Here is a 17,624-nt window from a genome sequence, read left to right on the forward strand (position 1 = left end):
TTTCAGGGAGCTTAAAAATTAACTGGAATTAAATTGCCAGCTGCTCTTCACGCTCCTTTTCACCTTCAACAAAGCTGATCCACTGCCTGGCGAACTTTTCAGAACGCTCATCCTTCAGTGCAAGCTTCAGGCTCTTCAGTGCTGACTCATAGCGTTTCAGGTTGGCATTAGCCATACCCATTACGATATGTAGCTGATCGACACGCTTGATACCGCCTTTTGACAAAGCTTTCTTACCCATAGATAGGGCTTTCTCGTTCTGGTCCAGGTCCAGGTAAATACCCGCCAGGCGGGAGTAGATCTCACCTTTATCAGAAAGCTTGGCTGCCGCCTCCAGCTGAGGAATAGCTTTCTGCAACTCCTGAGCCATCTGATAGGCCTGGGCCAGGGTTTCAAGGTTTTTCGCTGTACGCGGGATTTTTTTATCTTGAATACCCTTAGCTATAACCTTGGCTCCCTTATAAGGCATTTCGTGCCCCATAAAGAGATAACCCATATTCAGCAAGTCTTTTTCTTTCTCCAAAGCACCAGCAAGGTAAGCTGCTTCCATCATGTGCAGCTGGTCACTATCGCGCTTTAGCTCGCCATACATCGCCGCCAGGGTAGTGTAGTAAACGGGCTTCGGATAGTGCTTAACCAGATTTTCAAGGACACCTGTTACTTTGGGATAGTCATTACGTTCAAAATAAATGAACTGTTGAAGACCATACCAACCTTCCTTCGGCACCTTGCCCTCTTTTTCGTACATGGATACCGCAACATTGATATCCGCGAGAGCATTTTTCTGATTACCTACCTGGTTATAAGCCTGGGCACGCATCGCATAGGAGTCAGCAGTAATACGGTCAGATACCTTAAACCATTGGTTCAGATAGTTAATCGCCTGCTTATAATCCTCTGTTACAAAGTAGAGCTGTGCAAGAGTAAACAGAGTTCCCACTTCCAAAGCTACTGGGAGGTTCTTTTCCCCCTGATTCAGCACCTTTTTAAAGAAGGGAATCGCCTCTTTGTAGCGCTCGGTACTGTAGTAAACAACACCGAAGAAGTTGTACATCTGGGCAATTTCATAGCCGTTGTATCGCTTCTTACTTGCGTCCATTTCTTGTAGTGCAGCAAGTGCGCCCGCCCAATCCTCTGCATCAGCAGCTTCCTGGGCTTTTTCCAGCTTCTTGTATGCTGCTTCGCGCATAGCTGGAACTTTTCGAGTCTTTTGCTTGCTGGGCTTTGCTTGCTCCTGCGCTTGTGCAGATGCGAAAGGTGCAGAAACACCCACTGCCTCAAGAACATTAACACTGACTACCGGTGCCAGGACCAAGGGCAGCGCTACAGAGGTGCGCAGAGCGAACTTGGACAAACCCCTAGTGATGGTCGTCAACTTCATAGTGCTTCCCCCTTTAGTCCTTAGCCATGTTAAAGCTGATCTTAGTCCTAACATTAGGAACTTCGGTCGGCTTGCCATCGACTACCCGCGGCTTGTACTTGTACTTCAATGCGGACTTCAAGGCAGACCGATTGAAAACCGTTGTGGGTTTACCTTCCAAGGTGAAGGCCTCAATCACAATCGGATCACGTACAGAGCCATTAGTGGTCACTGTATATTCAACAATTACGTAGCCTTCCATACCCCGCTGTAGAGCGCGGCGAGGGTATTGTGGCTGTACTTTAACGATCGGCAGGTAGTCACCTTCGCCAAAGCTGAATCCAGACAACTTAACACCACCACCTGCTTTTGGAGCAGCGATATTGATGTTGCCAGAAATATCCGGTTCCTCGAAATCAGGTTCCGGCATATCCGGTGGCGGAGCCTCTGGCTCGTCTGGTTTTACCGGCTTGGCGGTGTCGAACTGTGTTTCAATCTTCGTTTCAGGCATCACCACATCGGCAACCTTGAACTGCTCCTTTTCCTCTGGAGCACTCATGTTTGCCGCAATCAGCTGATGCATGGTGAAGATGAGGCCAAAGGTTGTGGCTACCGCCAACGCACTTGCCCCAAGAAGTCTTACCGGATTCATAGCTGTTAACTCTTCTCTGTAGCGACCGAAACTTTCTTGATACCAATTTTCCTGGCTGCTTCTGCAATCAGGGCAATCTTCTCAATACTCGCTCCCTTATCGGGCTGAATTACCAACCACCCTTTCGGGTTTTCCGAGTAGAGACGCTCCAGGACAATTCGTACCTGACGCTCATCAACCTTCTCTTTGGCAATCCAGACCTCGTCACTGTCGTTGATCGCTACCAGGATAGAGGCGGCCTTGAGTTCAGCGGTCGTCGCTTCCGGCTTCTCAACATCAGCACCTGGCTCCTTGATAAAGGTTGCGGTGACGATAAAGAAGATCAGCATGATAAACACCACGTCCAGCATGGGCGTGAGGTCAATTGCGCCGGCTTCTTCTTCTGCCGTATTTTGTCTTTTGCTCATAGCAACTCTCTTAGCGAACTTTTCCAGCGGGAGCTCGGGGAGCCCCCGGCGAAAATATCTGGCTTGGCTAAACCTTCACAGCAAATAAGCTGGCCTATTCGCTCGTGTATGCTTAGTGATCCATCGTCAGATGATCTTCCAGCAGCTGGGTTTCACGCTCAGCTTTACGGGCGAGGTAGGTGTTGGCAAATACGCCTGACAAGGCCGCAACCATACCCGCCATTGTCGGGATAGTTGCCATGGATACACCACTGGCCATCTGCTTGGCGTCGCCACCACCTGTAATCGCGAGAACATCAAACACGTTGATCATGCCCCAAACGGTACCCAGCAGCCCAAACAAAGGAGCCAGGGCGACACAGGCTTGGATCATGTCCATATTGTCCTGAATTTTCTCGGATACCCGGGAAATCATTGCATAACGGATCTGGTGCGAAGCCCAGGATTTGCGCTCACCGCGCCCCTCCCATTGGTCTACCGCACCCTGAACGTCACTTTTCAACCCTTTGTTAAAGTAGAAAACACGTTCAAAAATCAGCGTCCACATAAAGAAGGTCAGGCCGGCGATCAGGAACAGTACTGGCCCGCCCGACGCCATAAAGGCGTTGACGGCGGCCCATGCGTCGATTAATGCGTGCATGTTGCCGCCTCCTCTTATTTGCGCTCGGCGTTTTCAGCCACGATACCAGCACTCTGCTCTTCAAGAATATGCAGAACACGCTTGGCACGGGCATTTACGATGGTGTGCATCAGTACAGTCGGGATAGCAACACACAGACCGAGAACGGTGGTGATCAGGGCTGAGGAAATACCGCCGGCCATTGCCTTAGGATCGCCCGCACCAAAGATAGTGATCGCCTGGAAGGTTACGATCATACCGGTAACGGTACCCAGCAGACCCAACAGCGGAGCAACCATCGCGATGATCTTCAGCAGGTTGAGGCCGGACTCGATTGCCGGACGCTCTTTCAGTACCGCTTCTTCCATCTTCAGTTCGAGAGTTTCGCCGTCTACACCTTTATTCTCTTCCGCAACAGCCAGTACACGGCCCAGCGGGTTATTGGTGTTCGGGGTAGAAGAACGCAGCTGAGCATTCACTTTGGCACCAACACCGGTCAGAACGATCAGGCGGAAGATAGCCAACAGCATCGCAAATACACCAACAGCAGTGATGATGTAACCCACGATGTCACCCTGGTGCCAACGCTCTACGATGTCCGGGCTGTTGATCATGGCTTTCAGGTAGGAGCCACCGGTAGGACCAGTCGGGTCTACACCAAAGGCACTGAAACCACTGGTAGAAGATTGCAGAGCTTCAGCCATGCCTTGGAATTTGGCATCCGGCTGACGGATCAGCTCAGCCATTTTGTAGGCATTGTTCATTTCCAGGTATTTACCGTTGGAAACCAGGTTGAAGTTACCGACACGGACAACTTCCTGCTCAGCCTGCTCACCATTGGGCTTGATCACAGTCGCGTTAAACTTAACGATCTTGCCGGATTCAACGGTCTCGCGCTGGATCTCATACCACAGACGCTCGATCTCTTCGATCGTCGGCAGCTGAGTAGCACTGTTCATCTTGGCCAGAAGACCGTCGATGAACTCTGTACGACCAGGGTATTGGGCGGAAACCAGAGAGGAGCCGATGTTGGCACGCAGGTCAGCCGCAGTAGAGGACATATGGCCGAACAGCTCTTTCAGGGAGCCCAGGCGCTGGTCCAGTTGCTGACGCTTCTGATCAACAGCGACTTCCTGCTCCTGGTATTTCTTTTCCAGATCAGCAGAGCGCTTTTCTTCAGCAGTACGGGTATTTTTAGCCTGGTTCAGCAGAGTATTCTGGTTGGCCTTCTGACGGCGGAACTCAGCTTCACGCTGCTTGTGCTCTTTAGACTCGGCAACTTTAGATTGCTGAACCATTTTCAGCAGATCATCCAGAGAAGTCGCTTTCTCCTGTGCAACAGCAGAGAAGCTGATCAGGCCAGCTGCTGCTGCTACTAAAACGCGTTTGGCGAAAGAGGTTTTCATTGCGCTGCCTCCGGAGCCGGGATCGGCATGGTCATGATGTCGATAGTGGCCTGCTTCTTGGCAATTTTCAGACCGTTCATGAGAGCGCGGCGGTATTCACCAGCATCGATCTCAACCCACGCATTTTGCGCTTTGTCATAAGCGAGGGAAATTTCTGCATCAGTAGTCTGAGCCAGCAGGGCGATACGGCCGATTTGCAGAACGCTCACCTCGCGCTCCTGACCGGCAACGGTCAGAGTATCGCGGTAAGAGTCGATCTTACGGGCGTATTCCGCTTCGAAGTTGTACAGTTCCAGTACCTGGCGGAATTTTTCCGCAACACTGATATCGGAACGGTCCATGGTGCTCTTAACACCGTTGAGGTTCGCCATACGCTCTTCGAGCTTGAACGGTGCGTCCAGCTCAATGAACTGTTCCAGGCCGTCCAGCATACGCAGGATGAGCGGCTGAATCTGACGTTCAATCACAGTAACGTTGGCAATAGACTCGTCCAGCTCATTGATAACTTCGAGCTGGTTGGCCAGCTGCTTTTCCAGCTGACGGTTGTATACGCGCAGACCATCAATTTCTTTATTGACCACCTTGAAGTCCTGCAGCAGGCTGCTGGTTTCGTCGGCAATCTTATCGATGCGCTTTTGCGATGCCTGGGCCGCAGTGGTTTTCTGCTGGCCGACGGCGAGTACGTTATCGAGAGTATCCGCAGTGGCTACGCTGCCGTAGAGCGCGCCGGCAGACAGCGCAGTGGTCAGCGCCACAGCCATGAATCGCTTGGTTTTCATTAGACCCCCCAGTGGGTTCAATATTTCACAACATGGTCGCGATGAGTTAGCTGCCACAACGCGGTGTCCTTTTGTTTTAAAAACATTGGTTAGAAGACAGCTAAGAGCCGCACATTGTAAACAGCCGATTTGATTATTCAAATGCCGATTGCCAGCATCGGCCCGCTTGAGTAGCAAGGTAACACTTGGGTAACATTACCGAGTCACTTGCACACATTCACGGCGACGTTCACTATGTGAACTGTCGGAGAATTTAACAGATCGATCAACTTTTGATCAAATTGTTTTTATTTAAATCTGTCATATTGGACTAATGAGTAGTTGTACTCATTCTTGTCAGAGGCCGGGTAACACTCGCGCAGAGATTCGACCCATGAGTCATCTATATCGGGAAAAAAAGCATCCCCGTCGACTTTTGCGTCTACTTCAGTGATATACAAACGGGACGCAAGCGGCAGTGCCTGGCGGTAGATTTGTGCTCCACCGATTATCATCACCTCACTGGCACCACTGTCACAAGCGCAGTTTTGAGCCAAACTCAGGGCTTTTTCCAGAGACTGGACCACCTCAACCCCTTCCGCAACCCAATCTGTATTACGCGTAATGACAATATTTACCCGCCCAGGCAGCGGACGACCAATAGACTCAAAGGTCTTTCTTCCCATTACTACAGGCTTTCCCATGGTTGTCCGCTTAAAAAACTGCAGATCACCCGAGATACGCCAGGGAAGCTCGTTGTCCTTGCCGATAGCACCATTGCGGGCAACTGCCGCAATCAACGCAATAGAAACCGTCATTGCCGCCCCTTAAATCGCTACTGGTGCCGGAATATGTGGGTGGGCTTCATAGCCTTTCAGCTCAAAGTCCTCGAAGCGGAAGGAAAAGAGGTCTTCCACTTCTGGATTCAGGTGCATCTGTGGCAGAGGCAGAGGATCACGCTGCAATTGCAACTCGACCTGCTCCATGTGGTTGGAGTAGAGGTGAGCATCGCCAAAGGTGTGGATAAAATCACCGGGCTGCAGACCGCATACCTGTGCCAGCATAAGAGTCAGCAGGCTATATGAAGCAATGTTGAAAGGTACACCCAAGAAAATATCTGCGCTTCGCTGGTACAGTTGGCAAGACAACTTGCCGTCAGCCACATAGAACTGAAACAGGGCGTGGCAGGGAGCCAGGGCCATTCGCCCTTCCCGGGCATTGTCGGCGGGAGAAATGCCTTCATCCGGCAAATCAGCAGGGTTCCAGGCGCTAACCATCAGGCGCCGGGAGTCTGGGCGGGTTTTTAGCTGGTGCACCAACTGCTCGATCTGGTCAATCTGGCGACCATCCGATGTGGGCCAGGAGCGCCACTGATGACCATAGACCGGGCCCAGATCACCATCCTCTGTTGCCCACTCATCCCATATCCGCACCTTATTGTCCTGGAGGTAACGGATATTGGTGTCTCCCTGCAAAAACCACAGGAGTTCGTGAATAATCGAGCGCAAATGGCACTTTTTCGTCGTGATCAGGGGGAATCCTTCCGCCAGATCAAAGCGCATTTGATAGCCAAACACGCTTAGGGTGCCAGTGCCGGTACGGTCACCCTTAACAGTGCCGTTATCGCGCACGTGGCGCATTAGATCGAGATACTGCTTCATCTACTGCTATGCTCCGCCTTTAACTCGGGAAGACCCTGCTTTCTTGCCTTTATTTTGCTCACTACGGCCCTCAGGAAGGGGCTGGGTTTTGTAACTCCAAACCAACAATGCAATGCCGGCAATAATCATCGGCAAGCTCAACAGCTGCCCACGAGTCATCCAACCAAACAAGTCAAAACCAATATGCCCGTCGGGCTCCCGGACAAATTCCACCAGGAAGCGGAATACACCGTAGAGCATCACAAACATGCCGCCTACAGCGAGGCGTGGACGCGGTTTGCTGGAAAACCACCACAGCAATGCGAAGAGTACCAATCCCTCCAGGAAGGCCTGGTACAACTGGGATGGGTGCCGGACCAGAAGGTCCGGGTCCTTTGGAAAGACCATGCCCCAAGGGCCTTCAGTTTCACGCCCCCAAAGCTCCTGACCAATAAAATTACCGATCCGCCCGAGCCCGAGCCCGATGGGCACCAGAGGAGCAACGAAATCAATCAGAGCTGGAAAGGTTGTGCCAATTTTGCGCGCGTAGAGTGCGGTGGCCAACATCACCCCTATCAGCCCACCGTGGAAGCTCATTCCCCCTTCCCACAACCGGATCAGAGATATCGGGTCTTCAAGTAACTGGGAGAAATTGTAAAAGAACATATACCCCAAACGACCACCGATAACGACACCAATGGCACAGTAAAGGATCAAGTCTTCAACTTCAGATTTGATAACCGGTGACCAGGGTTTGGCACTTCGACGTAATGCCAACCACCAGGCCGCAACAAAGCCGGCCAAGTACATCAGCCCATACCAGTGCACTTTTAAAGGGCCAATTGCAAAGGCCACCGGGTCAATTTCGGGATAGGTCAGCATGGGGGAATCGCGCTTGCTAATAAAGAGCGTATTATGGTCGTAAAGCCCCCCGCAGTGAAAGGGTGGTTTATCCCTAGATCCGGGAAGGTCCCCATGTGTCTGTTGCTATTCGCCTACCAATGCCATCCGAACTACCCACTACTATTGATCGCCAATAGGGATGAGTTCTATCAACGACCAACTGCCGCAGCAGCACGCTGGCCAGGCACTGAGCTGATTGCAGGCAAAGACCTCGAAGCGCTAGGGACCTGGGCAGGCATATCACCAGGCCGCATCGCTGCGGTAACCAATATTCGAGAGCCTGGTAAGCCAGAGCCTGAAGAGGCGTTGTCTCGCGGGGAAATACCGCAGAAGTTTCTCTGTGGACAAGATAGCCCCGAAGAATTTAACCAAAGCTTACAACTACAGCGCTATCGCGGCTTTAACGCCCTGTTATTCGATATTCAGAATAAAAATGACCTGCTCTGTGCAGGCAACCGACATAAACCCTTTATTTTTAGACGGGGGATTCACGGTATCTCCAACGGAGCACCGGACGAACCCTGGCCAAAAGTTGAAAGGGGCAAGGCGGGACTGGCCGGGATAGTACCTGGGGCTAAGCAATTGGTCACTTTTGAGAACTTTGTCGAACCTGCCCTGGAAATGCTCAAAGATCGAACCCCAGCGCCAGATCAACAGCTCCCGCATACGGGATTACCGCTGGAAATTGAGCGGGCGCTCTCACCTGTTTTCATTCAGATTGATGCGGATAGCTCAGCGGCAGCCCCAATGCTGCGCAATGGTGGCTACGGCACCCGAGCCAGCACAGTGATCACTATCGACGAAAGAGGAGCTAGCCAACTTTGGGAGCAGTCTTTTATCAACGGCAACCCAACTGGCCCCCTGCGCCACTTTACTACCCCACCACTAATTTGAGTCCAATAAAGAGAACTGGCAGACAAATTGAGCATAACTTTTTGTACAAGCGCCTTCCTCTAAATCAAATAAACACCACTAAGAGCGCCTCTTTCTAGCTTACAGAGAGAAAATTTGACGCAAAACTCATCATTCACAAATCCCTACTCTAAAAAGAAAGAAGCGCCAAGCAAATTTTGCATTTATTGCCATACTTACTTTCACAGACTGAAATAGGTTGAGTTTCGCGCAAGCGAGGTTCCACCTGAGGTCTAAATAAAAGGAAGTCGCGCGGGACGCATGACACGTGCGAGTCACCGATAATATCGCAGAGTATCTGGATGGGCTCGCCACAGGTTGGGAAGGTATGAACGATCTGGCGCCCGGCATTTTCCAAAATATCGCACCGGGCCCCTGCAGAATCGCTGAGGTACCATGTCGTATTTCAACCCCGAGCATCGCAGACGCAAATCTATACTTCCACTACTGACACTGGGTAGTCTCTGTGTCTTCATTCTTTATTATGCTTTCGCCGCAAACCAGAGGACCGTACCCGTTTTACCGGAGAATGCTGTTCGCCCTCACTTAGTGCACTGGCTTGAAGAAAACCCCGATGCCTGGCCAGCCCAAGACCCAATCTTCAACCCCGCCGCTGTGCGAAAAATTTACCAACGCACAGATTACCGTTTACTTTGGTTCGATAACTACAGCCTAAGTGATAGCGCCAATGACCTGCTGAAACAACTCACTGCAGCCAGCTCCGGTAATCCGAGCAGCATGGTCGACTACCGCTACCACCTGGGATACTTTGATCGCACCCTGCGCGACACACCACAACGCCTGCAGATGGCTGCGGTATTGGATATCTTACTGACCGATGCCTTTGTGTCCTACGCGCAGGACACACAGTTGGACAGGCTCAAACCCAAAACCCGTCCACGCCGTGGCATCACACCGGTCCTGCGGGATAACGAAGGATTCCGCCTGGTTGCGACCAGTACAGGTGAACAACAGGCTTCAAATGAGCCCAGTGGCCGCAAGTACTTTCGCGGATACGATCGCGCCGCCAATCTCGGCAGCAATGTGCGCAGCCGCTATTACTCGCGGGAATACAATACGGATACTTCCGGTAATTACTCTGGACGTAACTACTCCGGCACCACTCGCAACTATGAGCGCAGTCGATACCGTTCATACCGCGACAACAATAGTGGCTCCAATAGCAGCAGCCGGGTTTATTACAACCAGGGGAGGTCAAATTCCACCTCCGCACCTATAAGGTCTGAAAACAGCGAAGGCCCCTACTACGAAGAAAACAAGCCTTACGGCAACGATGTGCGGGCGCTGCGCGGAGAACTGCAACGACTGCGCAAAATTTCCTCCAGCGGTCGCTGGCGCCCAATTCCCCCTGGGCCTGCCATGACCATGGGCGCGCGCCATCCACATGTGAGCCACCTTCGCAACCTTCTCGCCCTGTACGGTGACTACCAGTCTTACTACAGCTACGGCGGAACTGATCGCAACCGCTTCGACCGGGGCCTGCATCAGGCGGTAATGCGCTTCCAAAAACGCCACGGCCTGAGACCCGACGGTATTGTTGGCCGCTCAACCCGCAAGCGCCTCAACCTGTCCCCCGCTGCGCGCGCCCGAATTGTTGAAATGAATATCAAGCGCCGCGAAGAATTACCTGAACAACTGGGAAGTCGCTTTATCCAGGTCAACATTCCCGCATATCGCCTCAAGTATGTGGAAAACGACCAGGTCAAACTGGCAATGAATGTAGTCGTCGGCAAGAAAAAACATGCAACGCCTGAAATAACCACTCGTGTCAGCAAAGTAGTCTTCAACCCCACCTGGACAGTACCGCGCAGTATCCTGGTAAATGAGATACTTCCCAAAGCACGTAAAAACCCTGCGGGCATGGAAAAAATGGGGTATCGGGTAATTAGCGGCAGAGGTGAAAAGCTACCCCTGACCCCGCAGAACCTTTCTGCTGCAGGTGCAGGTTCCTACCTGATGCGCCAGATGGGCGGAGAGGAAAATATATTGGGGCGAATAAAATTTGAAATCCCCAATATTCACGATGTATACCTGCACGATACCCGAGCACGTAAACTTTTCTCACTGACCACCCGCGGCTATAGCCACGGGTGTATCCGCCTGGAAAAACCACGCCACTTGGCTGAGGCTCTCCTTCGCCCCCAGGGAGATTGGGATCAGTGGCGCATCGACCAGTTAACCACAGGTGAAGAAACCACTGAGGTGGATATGTCGCAGTTGGTGAAGGTTTATATCACTTACTGGACAGCCTGGGTCGATGGCCAGGGCAACCTGAACTTCCGTCCGGATATTTATGGCAAAGATGGACTTGCCGATAATCAATTTTAAAAGAAACCGGGACGACGATTCGTCGTCCCGGTTATAACTAGAGGTAATTTTTACCGAGTTATTCCATTAAATACCCTATCTACAGCAAAGCCATTCCTGAAAATTATTTAGAGACCATCAGTCACAAGTTACCAATGTGAGCACAGTGATTAATCTCACTGATTTTTTACTGCTTGCAGGGGTGACTTATGGGTGCTGCCAACAAACCGCTTTCAGTTTTTTTGCCACGCTGTAAACAAAACTTCCTCAGGGCGAGTACCGCAGCGATTGCTATAGCAATATCACTGGGTATTCACTCACCTCAAACTCTTTCCGAATTAAAAGACACTGCCGAGTCAGATCCAATCGGCAACATTGATCCATTTGTGCCTCAGGGGAGACAGTTTTCCCTACTCAGTGAACAGTTAGCGCGCTACACAACACTCGCACAGGGTAATCACTGGAAGCCCCTCAGCTCGGGACAGCCTATCGCACCGGGCAGCCGCAGTCCCCGTGTAGCGCAACTGAGAAGTTTGCTGATGCTCTATGGGGATTACCATCCAAAAGAATACGATACAGACAATGCTAATGCTGAGGTCTATGACAAGACATTGCAGCGGGCAGTTAAACAATTTCAAAAACGCCATGGTTTAAAGCAAACTGCATTGGTTGATGAGGGGACCCGACGCCGACTCAATACCCCACCAGAAAAGGTCGCCAAAATTCTGGCGGCCAATATTGAACGCTGGAAAAAGCTGCCGAAGGATTTAGGGCCTCGCTATATCATCGTCAATGTTCCAGAATTTAATCTGCGTCTTATTGAGGATGATAAAGAACAGTTCCGCATGCGTGTGGTTGTTGGGAAGCCAAAACATAAAACGCCGCAAATCGCCACCCGCATGACCCGCCTCGAATTTAATCCTGTATGGCGTGTCCCGCCCAGTATTGCGCTGCGCGAGTTATTACCCAAGGGCAGCTCCGCACTCAGGGCTAAAGGCTACCGCCTGATGAATCATCGAGGCAGGTCAGTGCCCTTCACCCGTGGAAATGTGGCCGCGGTGCGCCGAGGGCAGGTTTCTCTGCAACAAAAAGGCGGACCGGGTAATGCTCTGGGCAGGGTGAAATTTGTTATCCCCAACCGGCAGGCCATCTTTCTCCACGACACTAACAGCAAACATTTATTTAAAAAATCCCAACGAGCTTTTAGTCACGGCTGTATTCGCGTAGAAAAACCAATGGAGTTTGCCCGCATGATGCTTGCTCAGCAAAACAGCTGGAGTGATGCCCGTATTAATCGCGCATTGGGAAGTGGCCGCACCCACGGTGTCGCCCTGAAAAACCCACTACCGGTTTATATCGCTTATTGGACTGCCTGGGTCGATGAAAATGGACAGTTACAGTTTCGACCGGACATCTACAACCGGGATCAGTAACAGGAGGCACGGGCGTGAAGAAAATAGTGATGATTGATGTAACCACTATTGAGAAGTCACCATGGCATATGGTCCGCTACAACTCGGCATAGCCGCACTGATCAGCCTCGTGATTGCCTCGGCCAGCCCACTGAATGCATCGTTCACTGGGCAACCTGCCAGCGCTATTGAGCCTGTCAGTGACGGTAAGCATCTGCGCGATACAGCCCAGGCCTACCGAGCACTGGCGAAAAACTGGCGACCAATTTCTCAAGGTGAAACTTTATATCCGGGAGATAGAAGCAGGCGCGTACTGCAATTGCGCAATTTGCTGGAAATGTACGGGGATTACCGCGGTCAACCCGGACCACTTTCCGCTCCACAAAAAGATCCCCGAAGATTTGACAGCGCACTGCAAGCAGCATTGGAACGTTTCCAAAAACGCCATGGGTTAAACATGACTGGTATTGCGGATGAAGAGACACTCGCAGCCCTAGCCGTATCACCTATCCAACGAGCCCAGCAAATGGAATTGAACGCATCCCGGTGGGAGCAACTCAATCTCCCTGATGATGGCCGATACGTGATCGTCAATGTTCCCGACTACCGCTTACAGTTAGTGGAAGATGGTTCCGTCGCTCTCAATATGAAAACGGTAGTTGGGAAGAGCAGTACTCGCACTCCCAATATGCACACCCGCATAACCAATATAGTTTTCAGCCCAACCTGGACTGTACCCCGAAGTATTCTGGTTACCGAATTGTTACCCAAGGCTCGACACAACCCAACGGCAATGCATAAACGGGGTTATCGAGTAGTGCAATATCGCAGTGGTAAATCCTCTCCCATTACGGAGGAAAGTATTGCCAAAGCAGCCGGAGGAAAGGCCACCTTGAGGCAAATGAGTGGCCCTGAAAACACCCTGGGTAAAGTGAAATTTGTTATCCCCAACAAACAATCTATTTTTCTTCATGACACCCAGGCTCAAAGCCTGTTTAAACTTCAACAACGGGCATTAAGTCACGGTTGTGTAAGGTTACAAGCCCCAGAAGAGCTGGCCTACTTCCTTCTCCGTTCACAGGGTTGGGACAGAGTCCGTGTAGCAGAGGCAGCCAGCGGGCACGACGCTCTCACGGTGCGGGTAAAGGGAGCCCCCCGTATTTACATCGTCTATATGACTGCCTGGATAGATAAATATGGGCGCCCTCAATTCCGCCCTGATATTTACCATAAAGATAAAGAGCTGCCCTATCCAAATTGAGGAGTCTCTGAATAATTGACTCCGGACGGATCACTCGCTGATATTTCTTACGAGCCGCACATAGTTATCAACTCGAATCGCATCCTCAGGTGTTCCGCCTGGTGGAGGCCCCATAGGTCTAGGCATATTTCCATCAGCTATGGAGCCGTTCTCCAGCATTGGGGGGCGCCGTTGAGGGCGGTCACCATCAGATTGCGGTCCAGCCAAGCCTTTAATGTGATAGCCCCCATCTTTATAAATAGCGACTTCATTCAGTTGTCCGGATTTGGGATCACTTCGTTGCGCACCGGCTCCGTGCAGGTCTACCCAATTCTCTGCCTCATACCCCATAGCTCGACCAAAACTAATGTAGTTTGCAGAGGCTCCCGCTTTTCTACTACTCACATGGGTGGTGCTGGTCCAAAACCAGGGAAAATCTTTTTCCTTACCTTCATTCTTGATAATGCTAATTTCGAAAGTAGAATCAATAGCCGCAGAAGTCGTTTTATTCGGTGAACGCTGATAATCAACGATACTCTGTAGCTCTTTGGCATTAGGCAGTCGCCAGTCGCTGTAACCTAAGAAATTTTGAGCATTTTTCTCCTCTGCCCAGGCTAAGGCCTCTTGCCAGTTCATTCCCTTCTTGCTATCGAATTTCATCCACATTAAACCCGTTGCCAGATCGGAAACGGTGCCATCTTTGTTATCGACAAACTTATTCTTGCCATAGTCCTGATTGCCGCGCACAAAGTAAGCAAAATTTTTCGGGCCACCACCACCAGGAATTGCATAAGCTTTGATTCTGCCATCTGCTAAATTCAGGCCAAATACTGCGGGTGATCCTCTAAATACATCACCCGTGTAAATATTGCTGGACCAGAATTGGGAATCGATAGTGCGTTCGCCTCTCTCTTCGTCACCATAGGTAAATGCAAAATACCGGGTATCAATAAAGGGCTTGGCATTAGTCTCACTTGGACCGGCGGGGTCAATACCGCTGAAGTTCATCAGGGAATAGAGTTGCTTAATCGTCGGAAGACGCCAATCAGAATAACCACCAAAACGGGCTTGATTCAGTTTTTCAACATACCCTTCAACATCCCGGAAAGCGATCTTATCATCAGAGGTAACTTCACCATCCCTGTTTAAGTCCGGGCTTTGGGTCCACACCAAACCGGTAACATTATCGACCACCGTAAGACCATCTTTAGCCAGGGAATAATTCATTTCATTGAAAGAGTACTGGGCATCCTGGCCGAAAAAATCATCACCTGGCTTTGGCTTGGAAATTACATCCTTATCATCAAAAAATTGGACCTGTGCCGTATCTACTATCGGGTAGTTAATACTGGTCGGGTCTGTTTTTTTTCCAGATTGCTTTTCAGCGAGTGCTGCTACCGTCAGGCTAAAGGAAGCCGAGATCAATGCGACTAAAGAAATACAGGGCAGCCGAGACCGGGCCCCAGATATGCTAGCCATAATGTTTTACCGCAAGTAGATAAGTAAAAAAAACAAGCTAGCATTAATTGATTTTGATCTCAGGCAACTTCACATTTGTAAACACAATTTACCAAGATGCAGAATCCATCGCGGTGGCCAGGTGTACAACGTGATCATTATTTTTCGTTATGGTGATACAGCCGGCTTTGGAAACCCTTGGAGACCTGACCAGGATATGTAGCCAACCTAAACAGTTGTATGCCCGTAGAAACACTGCTCTGGCAGCGGTTATATTATTTGTATATACATGTACATACAAACACTTATCTTTAGAGGTATCTGGGTTGTCTTCTTATAGATAGATAAACCAGCCACTAATCAAAGAAGGCTATAGAGCTCAAAACCGAGTAGGTGATCGGATACTTCCCAAGTACACTGACCAAACCGCCCTATGAAACCTATAAGTCGCAGAAAAATAATTTTTTAGTGATTAGCGTGCAATGACAACGCTGTCTCCACCTTATTCAGCGCTATTGACTGATTAGCAATAAAAATTCCGGTTTCAGCTAGCGGAAAAGAAAAAATATACCACCCAGGCAATCTAATTATTTCCGAATTAGCAGCTTCAGGTTTGTAACAACTGGTTATTTTTTGTACATTTTCCGCCGTACCCGGATGCGCCACCCACGGCACACCGAAGAGAGATTTAACGACGAGGCGGAATTATGAAGAATCCATCCAGACGTCGATTCCTGGCAGTGACCTGCGCAACTGCGGCGGCCGTCAGCGCCGGACCGACTTTCGCAAAAGTAGGTAGCTCCCGCACCCTGAAAATGCGCAACCTGCACACCGGGGAGAAGCTGGACGCCGCCTACTGGACTAACGGAGATTACAGCAGCGGAGGCCTGAAGCAGTTCAACAAATTGCTTCGTGACCACCGCGCCAACGAAGTGACCCGAATGGACCCCAAGCTTCTAGATATCGTCTACAAGCTGAAGGAGAAGTTCAATTACAACGGCACCATTGAGATTATCTCTGGATACCGTTCACCTAAAACCAATGCCAAGCTGCGTGCAGCTGGCCGAGGCGTAGCGAAACGCAGTTACCATACACGTGGTATGGCCTTGGATATCCGTATGCCGGGAGTGTCCCTGTCGAAGCTGCGCCAGGCCGCTCTCGACCTGAAAGCGGGCGGTGTCGGATACTATCCGAAGAGTAACTTTGTACACGTGGATACTGGCCCCGTGCGCCGCTGGTAATCCCTACCCGATAGACACAAAAAACCCGGCAGTCGCCGGGTTTTTTGTTATGCCTGTGAGAGCAAGGTTTATTGGCCATCAACCGGCAAGCTAACCGGCATCACATCCTGTTCAGATACGGGCACCTGGGTGGTCCCCGCCATCAATCCGGCGATACGCTCCAGGAGTTTACGCGCCTGGGCCAACTGGGCCAGCTCCGCCAACTCAATCGGGTCCTCCATTTGCAACAACAAGCTCTCAAAATCAACAAATGCCTGCTCTAAAGCCGCTACCTGGTGCCTATCCAGCAACAGCTCGGCCAAACCGCCCCCACCTGTTGGAATCCAGTTTGACTGAAGGGTAGCCATAATGGCCAATATCGCCTGTTTAGAATCCGCAGCGCGACTACTTTCCACGTCGCTTTCGGAGCTTTCTGGCAATCTGCGCAGCAACTGCTCATCAATCACTTTGGTATGCGCTGCACGAATCAGCTGCAACCGGGCCACCGGCCCCAGAGATAGATAGGGGCGAGACAAGCTGTTGGCCGCCGTCGGCCAGCGCCGGGCCAGCCCCGCCATATCCTCTTCCACGCCTTTAACGATCAAGCGGGTCAATTCGCGGCGTCGATTAACGGCCAGGGCCTCGGGTTTTTCACCGTCAGTCTTTGCCAGGAACTGCTCTGCAACTCGCTCGCTGGTCGGCCCCCAGAGCATTATTTCCAATGCGTGAAAACCGGTACTGGCCTCTTCATGGGCTGTCAGCCGGTGCTGCTTGCGCAGGTTCGTCAAAGTCAGGTCAATCGCGGTATCGTTGACAATACCGCTCTCAGAATAACCGGGCACTGTATCCAGATAACCTGCCTGAGCGGGCCAGCTATCTACTGATAACAGTAATTTTCTACCCTGGCTGCGCAGCTTCCCCGAAGAAAAAGCCAGCTGTATATAAGGCAGTGCAGCTGCAAACTCTCTATGGGCATCCAACCAGGCGAGCCTGGCATTTTCCAGCTTGTTTTCATCCGGCTGAGCCAGGAGACCATCCACTGCACGCTGCAAAGTTTCAACGGCAGCATGAGCATGGATAACCTGGGCTTCTCCCGCCTGCCAAATTGCCAGGGACAACTCGGTCGCAGCCTTTTCGTTTACAGGCTGTGGTGCGATGCTCTGTTGTGATACCTGTTGCGGTTTTTCTACCGCTTTTTGTTCACAGGCAGAAAGTCCGGCCAGGGCCCCGATTAAAAAAACCAGGGTCCGGGACTGGATAATAGATCCGTTCACTCAATTCCCCATCTTGTGCATTTCACAAATACTGG

The 17,624-nt window shown here is 51.0% G+C and carries 16 protein-coding genes; 5 read left to right on the plus strand and 11 right to left on the minus strand.

The window, feature by feature from the left end; translation table 11 throughout:
- Nucleotides 1–28: 28 nt before the first annotated feature.
- From BTJ40_RS20080 to lgt, 9 genes are all read right to left on the minus strand, one after another.
- Nucleotides 29–1,381: a lipopolysaccharide assembly protein LapB gene (locus tag BTJ40_RS20080; RefSeq protein ID WP_108734752.1), complete on the minus strand. Its 1,353-nt coding sequence runs from the start codon at nucleotides 1,379–1,381 to the stop codon at nucleotides 29–31.
- Between the two features lie 13 nt (nucleotides 1,382–1,394).
- Nucleotides 1,395–2,012 carry an energy transducer TonB gene (locus tag BTJ40_RS20085; RefSeq protein WP_108734753.1) on the minus strand — a complete coding sequence of 206 codons (618 nt, stop codon included), beginning with the start codon at nucleotides 2,010–2,012 and terminating at the stop codon, nucleotides 1,395–1,397.
- A gap of 5 nt (nucleotides 2,013–2,017) precedes the next feature.
- Complete coding sequence (locus BTJ40_RS20090; protein WP_108734754.1) at nucleotides 2,018–2,419, minus strand: biopolymer transporter ExbD; 402 nt, start codon at nucleotides 2,417–2,419, stop codon at nucleotides 2,018–2,020.
- 112 nt (nucleotides 2,420–2,531) lie between these two features.
- A complete protein-coding gene (locus BTJ40_RS20095) occupies nucleotides 2,532–3,059 on the minus strand; it encodes a MotA/TolQ/ExbB proton channel family protein (RefSeq protein ID WP_108734755.1) in 528 nt (175 codons plus the stop codon).
- 14 nt (nucleotides 3,060–3,073) lie between these two features.
- Entirely contained in the window at nucleotides 3,074–4,444 is a 1,371-nt protein-coding gene (locus BTJ40_RS20100; RefSeq protein WP_108734756.1) for a MotA/TolQ/ExbB proton channel family protein, read from the minus strand.
- Nucleotides 4,441–5,223: a DUF3450 domain-containing protein gene (locus BTJ40_RS20105; protein WP_108734757.1), complete on the minus strand. Its 783-nt coding sequence runs from the start codon at nucleotides 5,221–5,223 to the stop codon at nucleotides 4,441–4,443. The genes BTJ40_RS20100 and BTJ40_RS20105 overlap by 4 nt, the downstream gene beginning before the upstream one ends.
- Before the next feature lie 287 nt (nucleotides 5,224–5,510).
- Nucleotides 5,511–6,020, minus strand: a complete 510-nt coding sequence (locus tag BTJ40_RS20110; protein ID WP_108734758.1) for a dihydrofolate reductase — start codon at nucleotides 6,018–6,020, stop codon at nucleotides 5,511–5,513.
- Nucleotides 6,021–6,029: 9 nt separating this feature from the next.
- Nucleotides 6,030–6,863 carry a thymidylate synthase gene (locus tag BTJ40_RS20115; RefSeq protein WP_108734759.1) on the minus strand — a complete coding sequence of 278 codons (834 nt, stop codon included), beginning with the start codon at nucleotides 6,861–6,863 and terminating at the stop codon, nucleotides 6,030–6,032.
- Nucleotides 6,864–6,869: 6 nt separating this feature from the next.
- Entirely contained in the window at nucleotides 6,870–7,724 is an 855-nt protein-coding gene (gene lgt / locus BTJ40_RS20120; RefSeq protein ID WP_108734760.1) for a prolipoprotein diacylglyceryl transferase, read from the minus strand.
- A gap of 93 nt (nucleotides 7,725–7,817) precedes the next feature.
- Between lgt and BTJ40_RS20125 the strand changes: the two genes are divergently transcribed.
- The 4 genes from BTJ40_RS20125 to BTJ40_RS20140 all read left to right on the plus strand — a co-directional run bounded on the left by BTJ40_RS20125 (nucleotide 7,818) and on the right by BTJ40_RS20140 (nucleotide 13,658).
- Nucleotides 7,818–8,639: an NRDE family protein gene (locus BTJ40_RS20125; protein WP_108734761.1), complete on the plus strand. Its 822-nt coding sequence runs from the start codon at nucleotides 7,818–7,820 to the stop codon at nucleotides 8,637–8,639.
- 414 nt (nucleotides 8,640–9,053) lie between these two features.
- A complete protein-coding gene (locus tag BTJ40_RS20130; protein WP_108734762.1) occupies nucleotides 9,054–11,006 on the plus strand; it encodes a murein L,D-transpeptidase in 1,953 nt (650 codons plus the stop codon).
- 188 nt (nucleotides 11,007–11,194) lie between these two features.
- Nucleotides 11,195–12,418, plus strand: coding sequence for a murein L,D-transpeptidase (locus BTJ40_RS20135; RefSeq protein WP_108734763.1), 1,224 nt, complete (start codon nucleotides 11,195–11,197; stop codon nucleotides 12,416–12,418).
- A 61-nt stretch (nucleotides 12,419–12,479) separates the two neighbouring features.
- Nucleotides 12,480–13,658 (plus strand): L,D-transpeptidase family protein, encoded by a 1,179-nt coding sequence (locus BTJ40_RS20140; RefSeq protein ID WP_108734764.1) that lies wholly within the window; start codon nucleotides 12,480–12,482, stop codon nucleotides 13,656–13,658.
- A 30-nt stretch (nucleotides 13,659–13,688) separates the two neighbouring features.
- On the opposite strand, the gene BTJ40_RS20145 is transcribed toward BTJ40_RS20140, so the two are convergent.
- Nucleotides 13,689–15,116, minus strand: a complete 1,428-nt coding sequence (locus BTJ40_RS20145; protein WP_108734765.1) for a DUF1566 domain-containing protein — start codon at nucleotides 15,114–15,116, stop codon at nucleotides 13,689–13,691.
- Between the two features lie 686 nt (nucleotides 15,117–15,802).
- On the opposite strand from BTJ40_RS20145, the gene BTJ40_RS20150 reads away from it, so the two are divergent.
- Complete coding sequence (locus BTJ40_RS20150; RefSeq protein WP_108734766.1) at nucleotides 15,803–16,336, plus strand: DUF882 domain-containing protein; 534 nt, start codon at nucleotides 15,803–15,805, stop codon at nucleotides 16,334–16,336.
- Between the two features lie 68 nt (nucleotides 16,337–16,404).
- Here the strand turns inward: BTJ40_RS20150 and BTJ40_RS20155 are convergent, their stop codons facing one another.
- Entirely contained in the window at nucleotides 16,405–17,589 is a 1,185-nt protein-coding gene (locus BTJ40_RS20155) for an imelysin family protein (protein WP_238152074.1), read from the minus strand.
- Nucleotides 17,590–17,624: the final 35 nt, after the last annotated feature.

Source organism: Microbulbifer sp. A4B17, from assembly GCF_003076275.1.
Lineage (GTDB): Bacteria > Pseudomonadota > Gammaproteobacteria > Pseudomonadales > Cellvibrionaceae > Microbulbifer.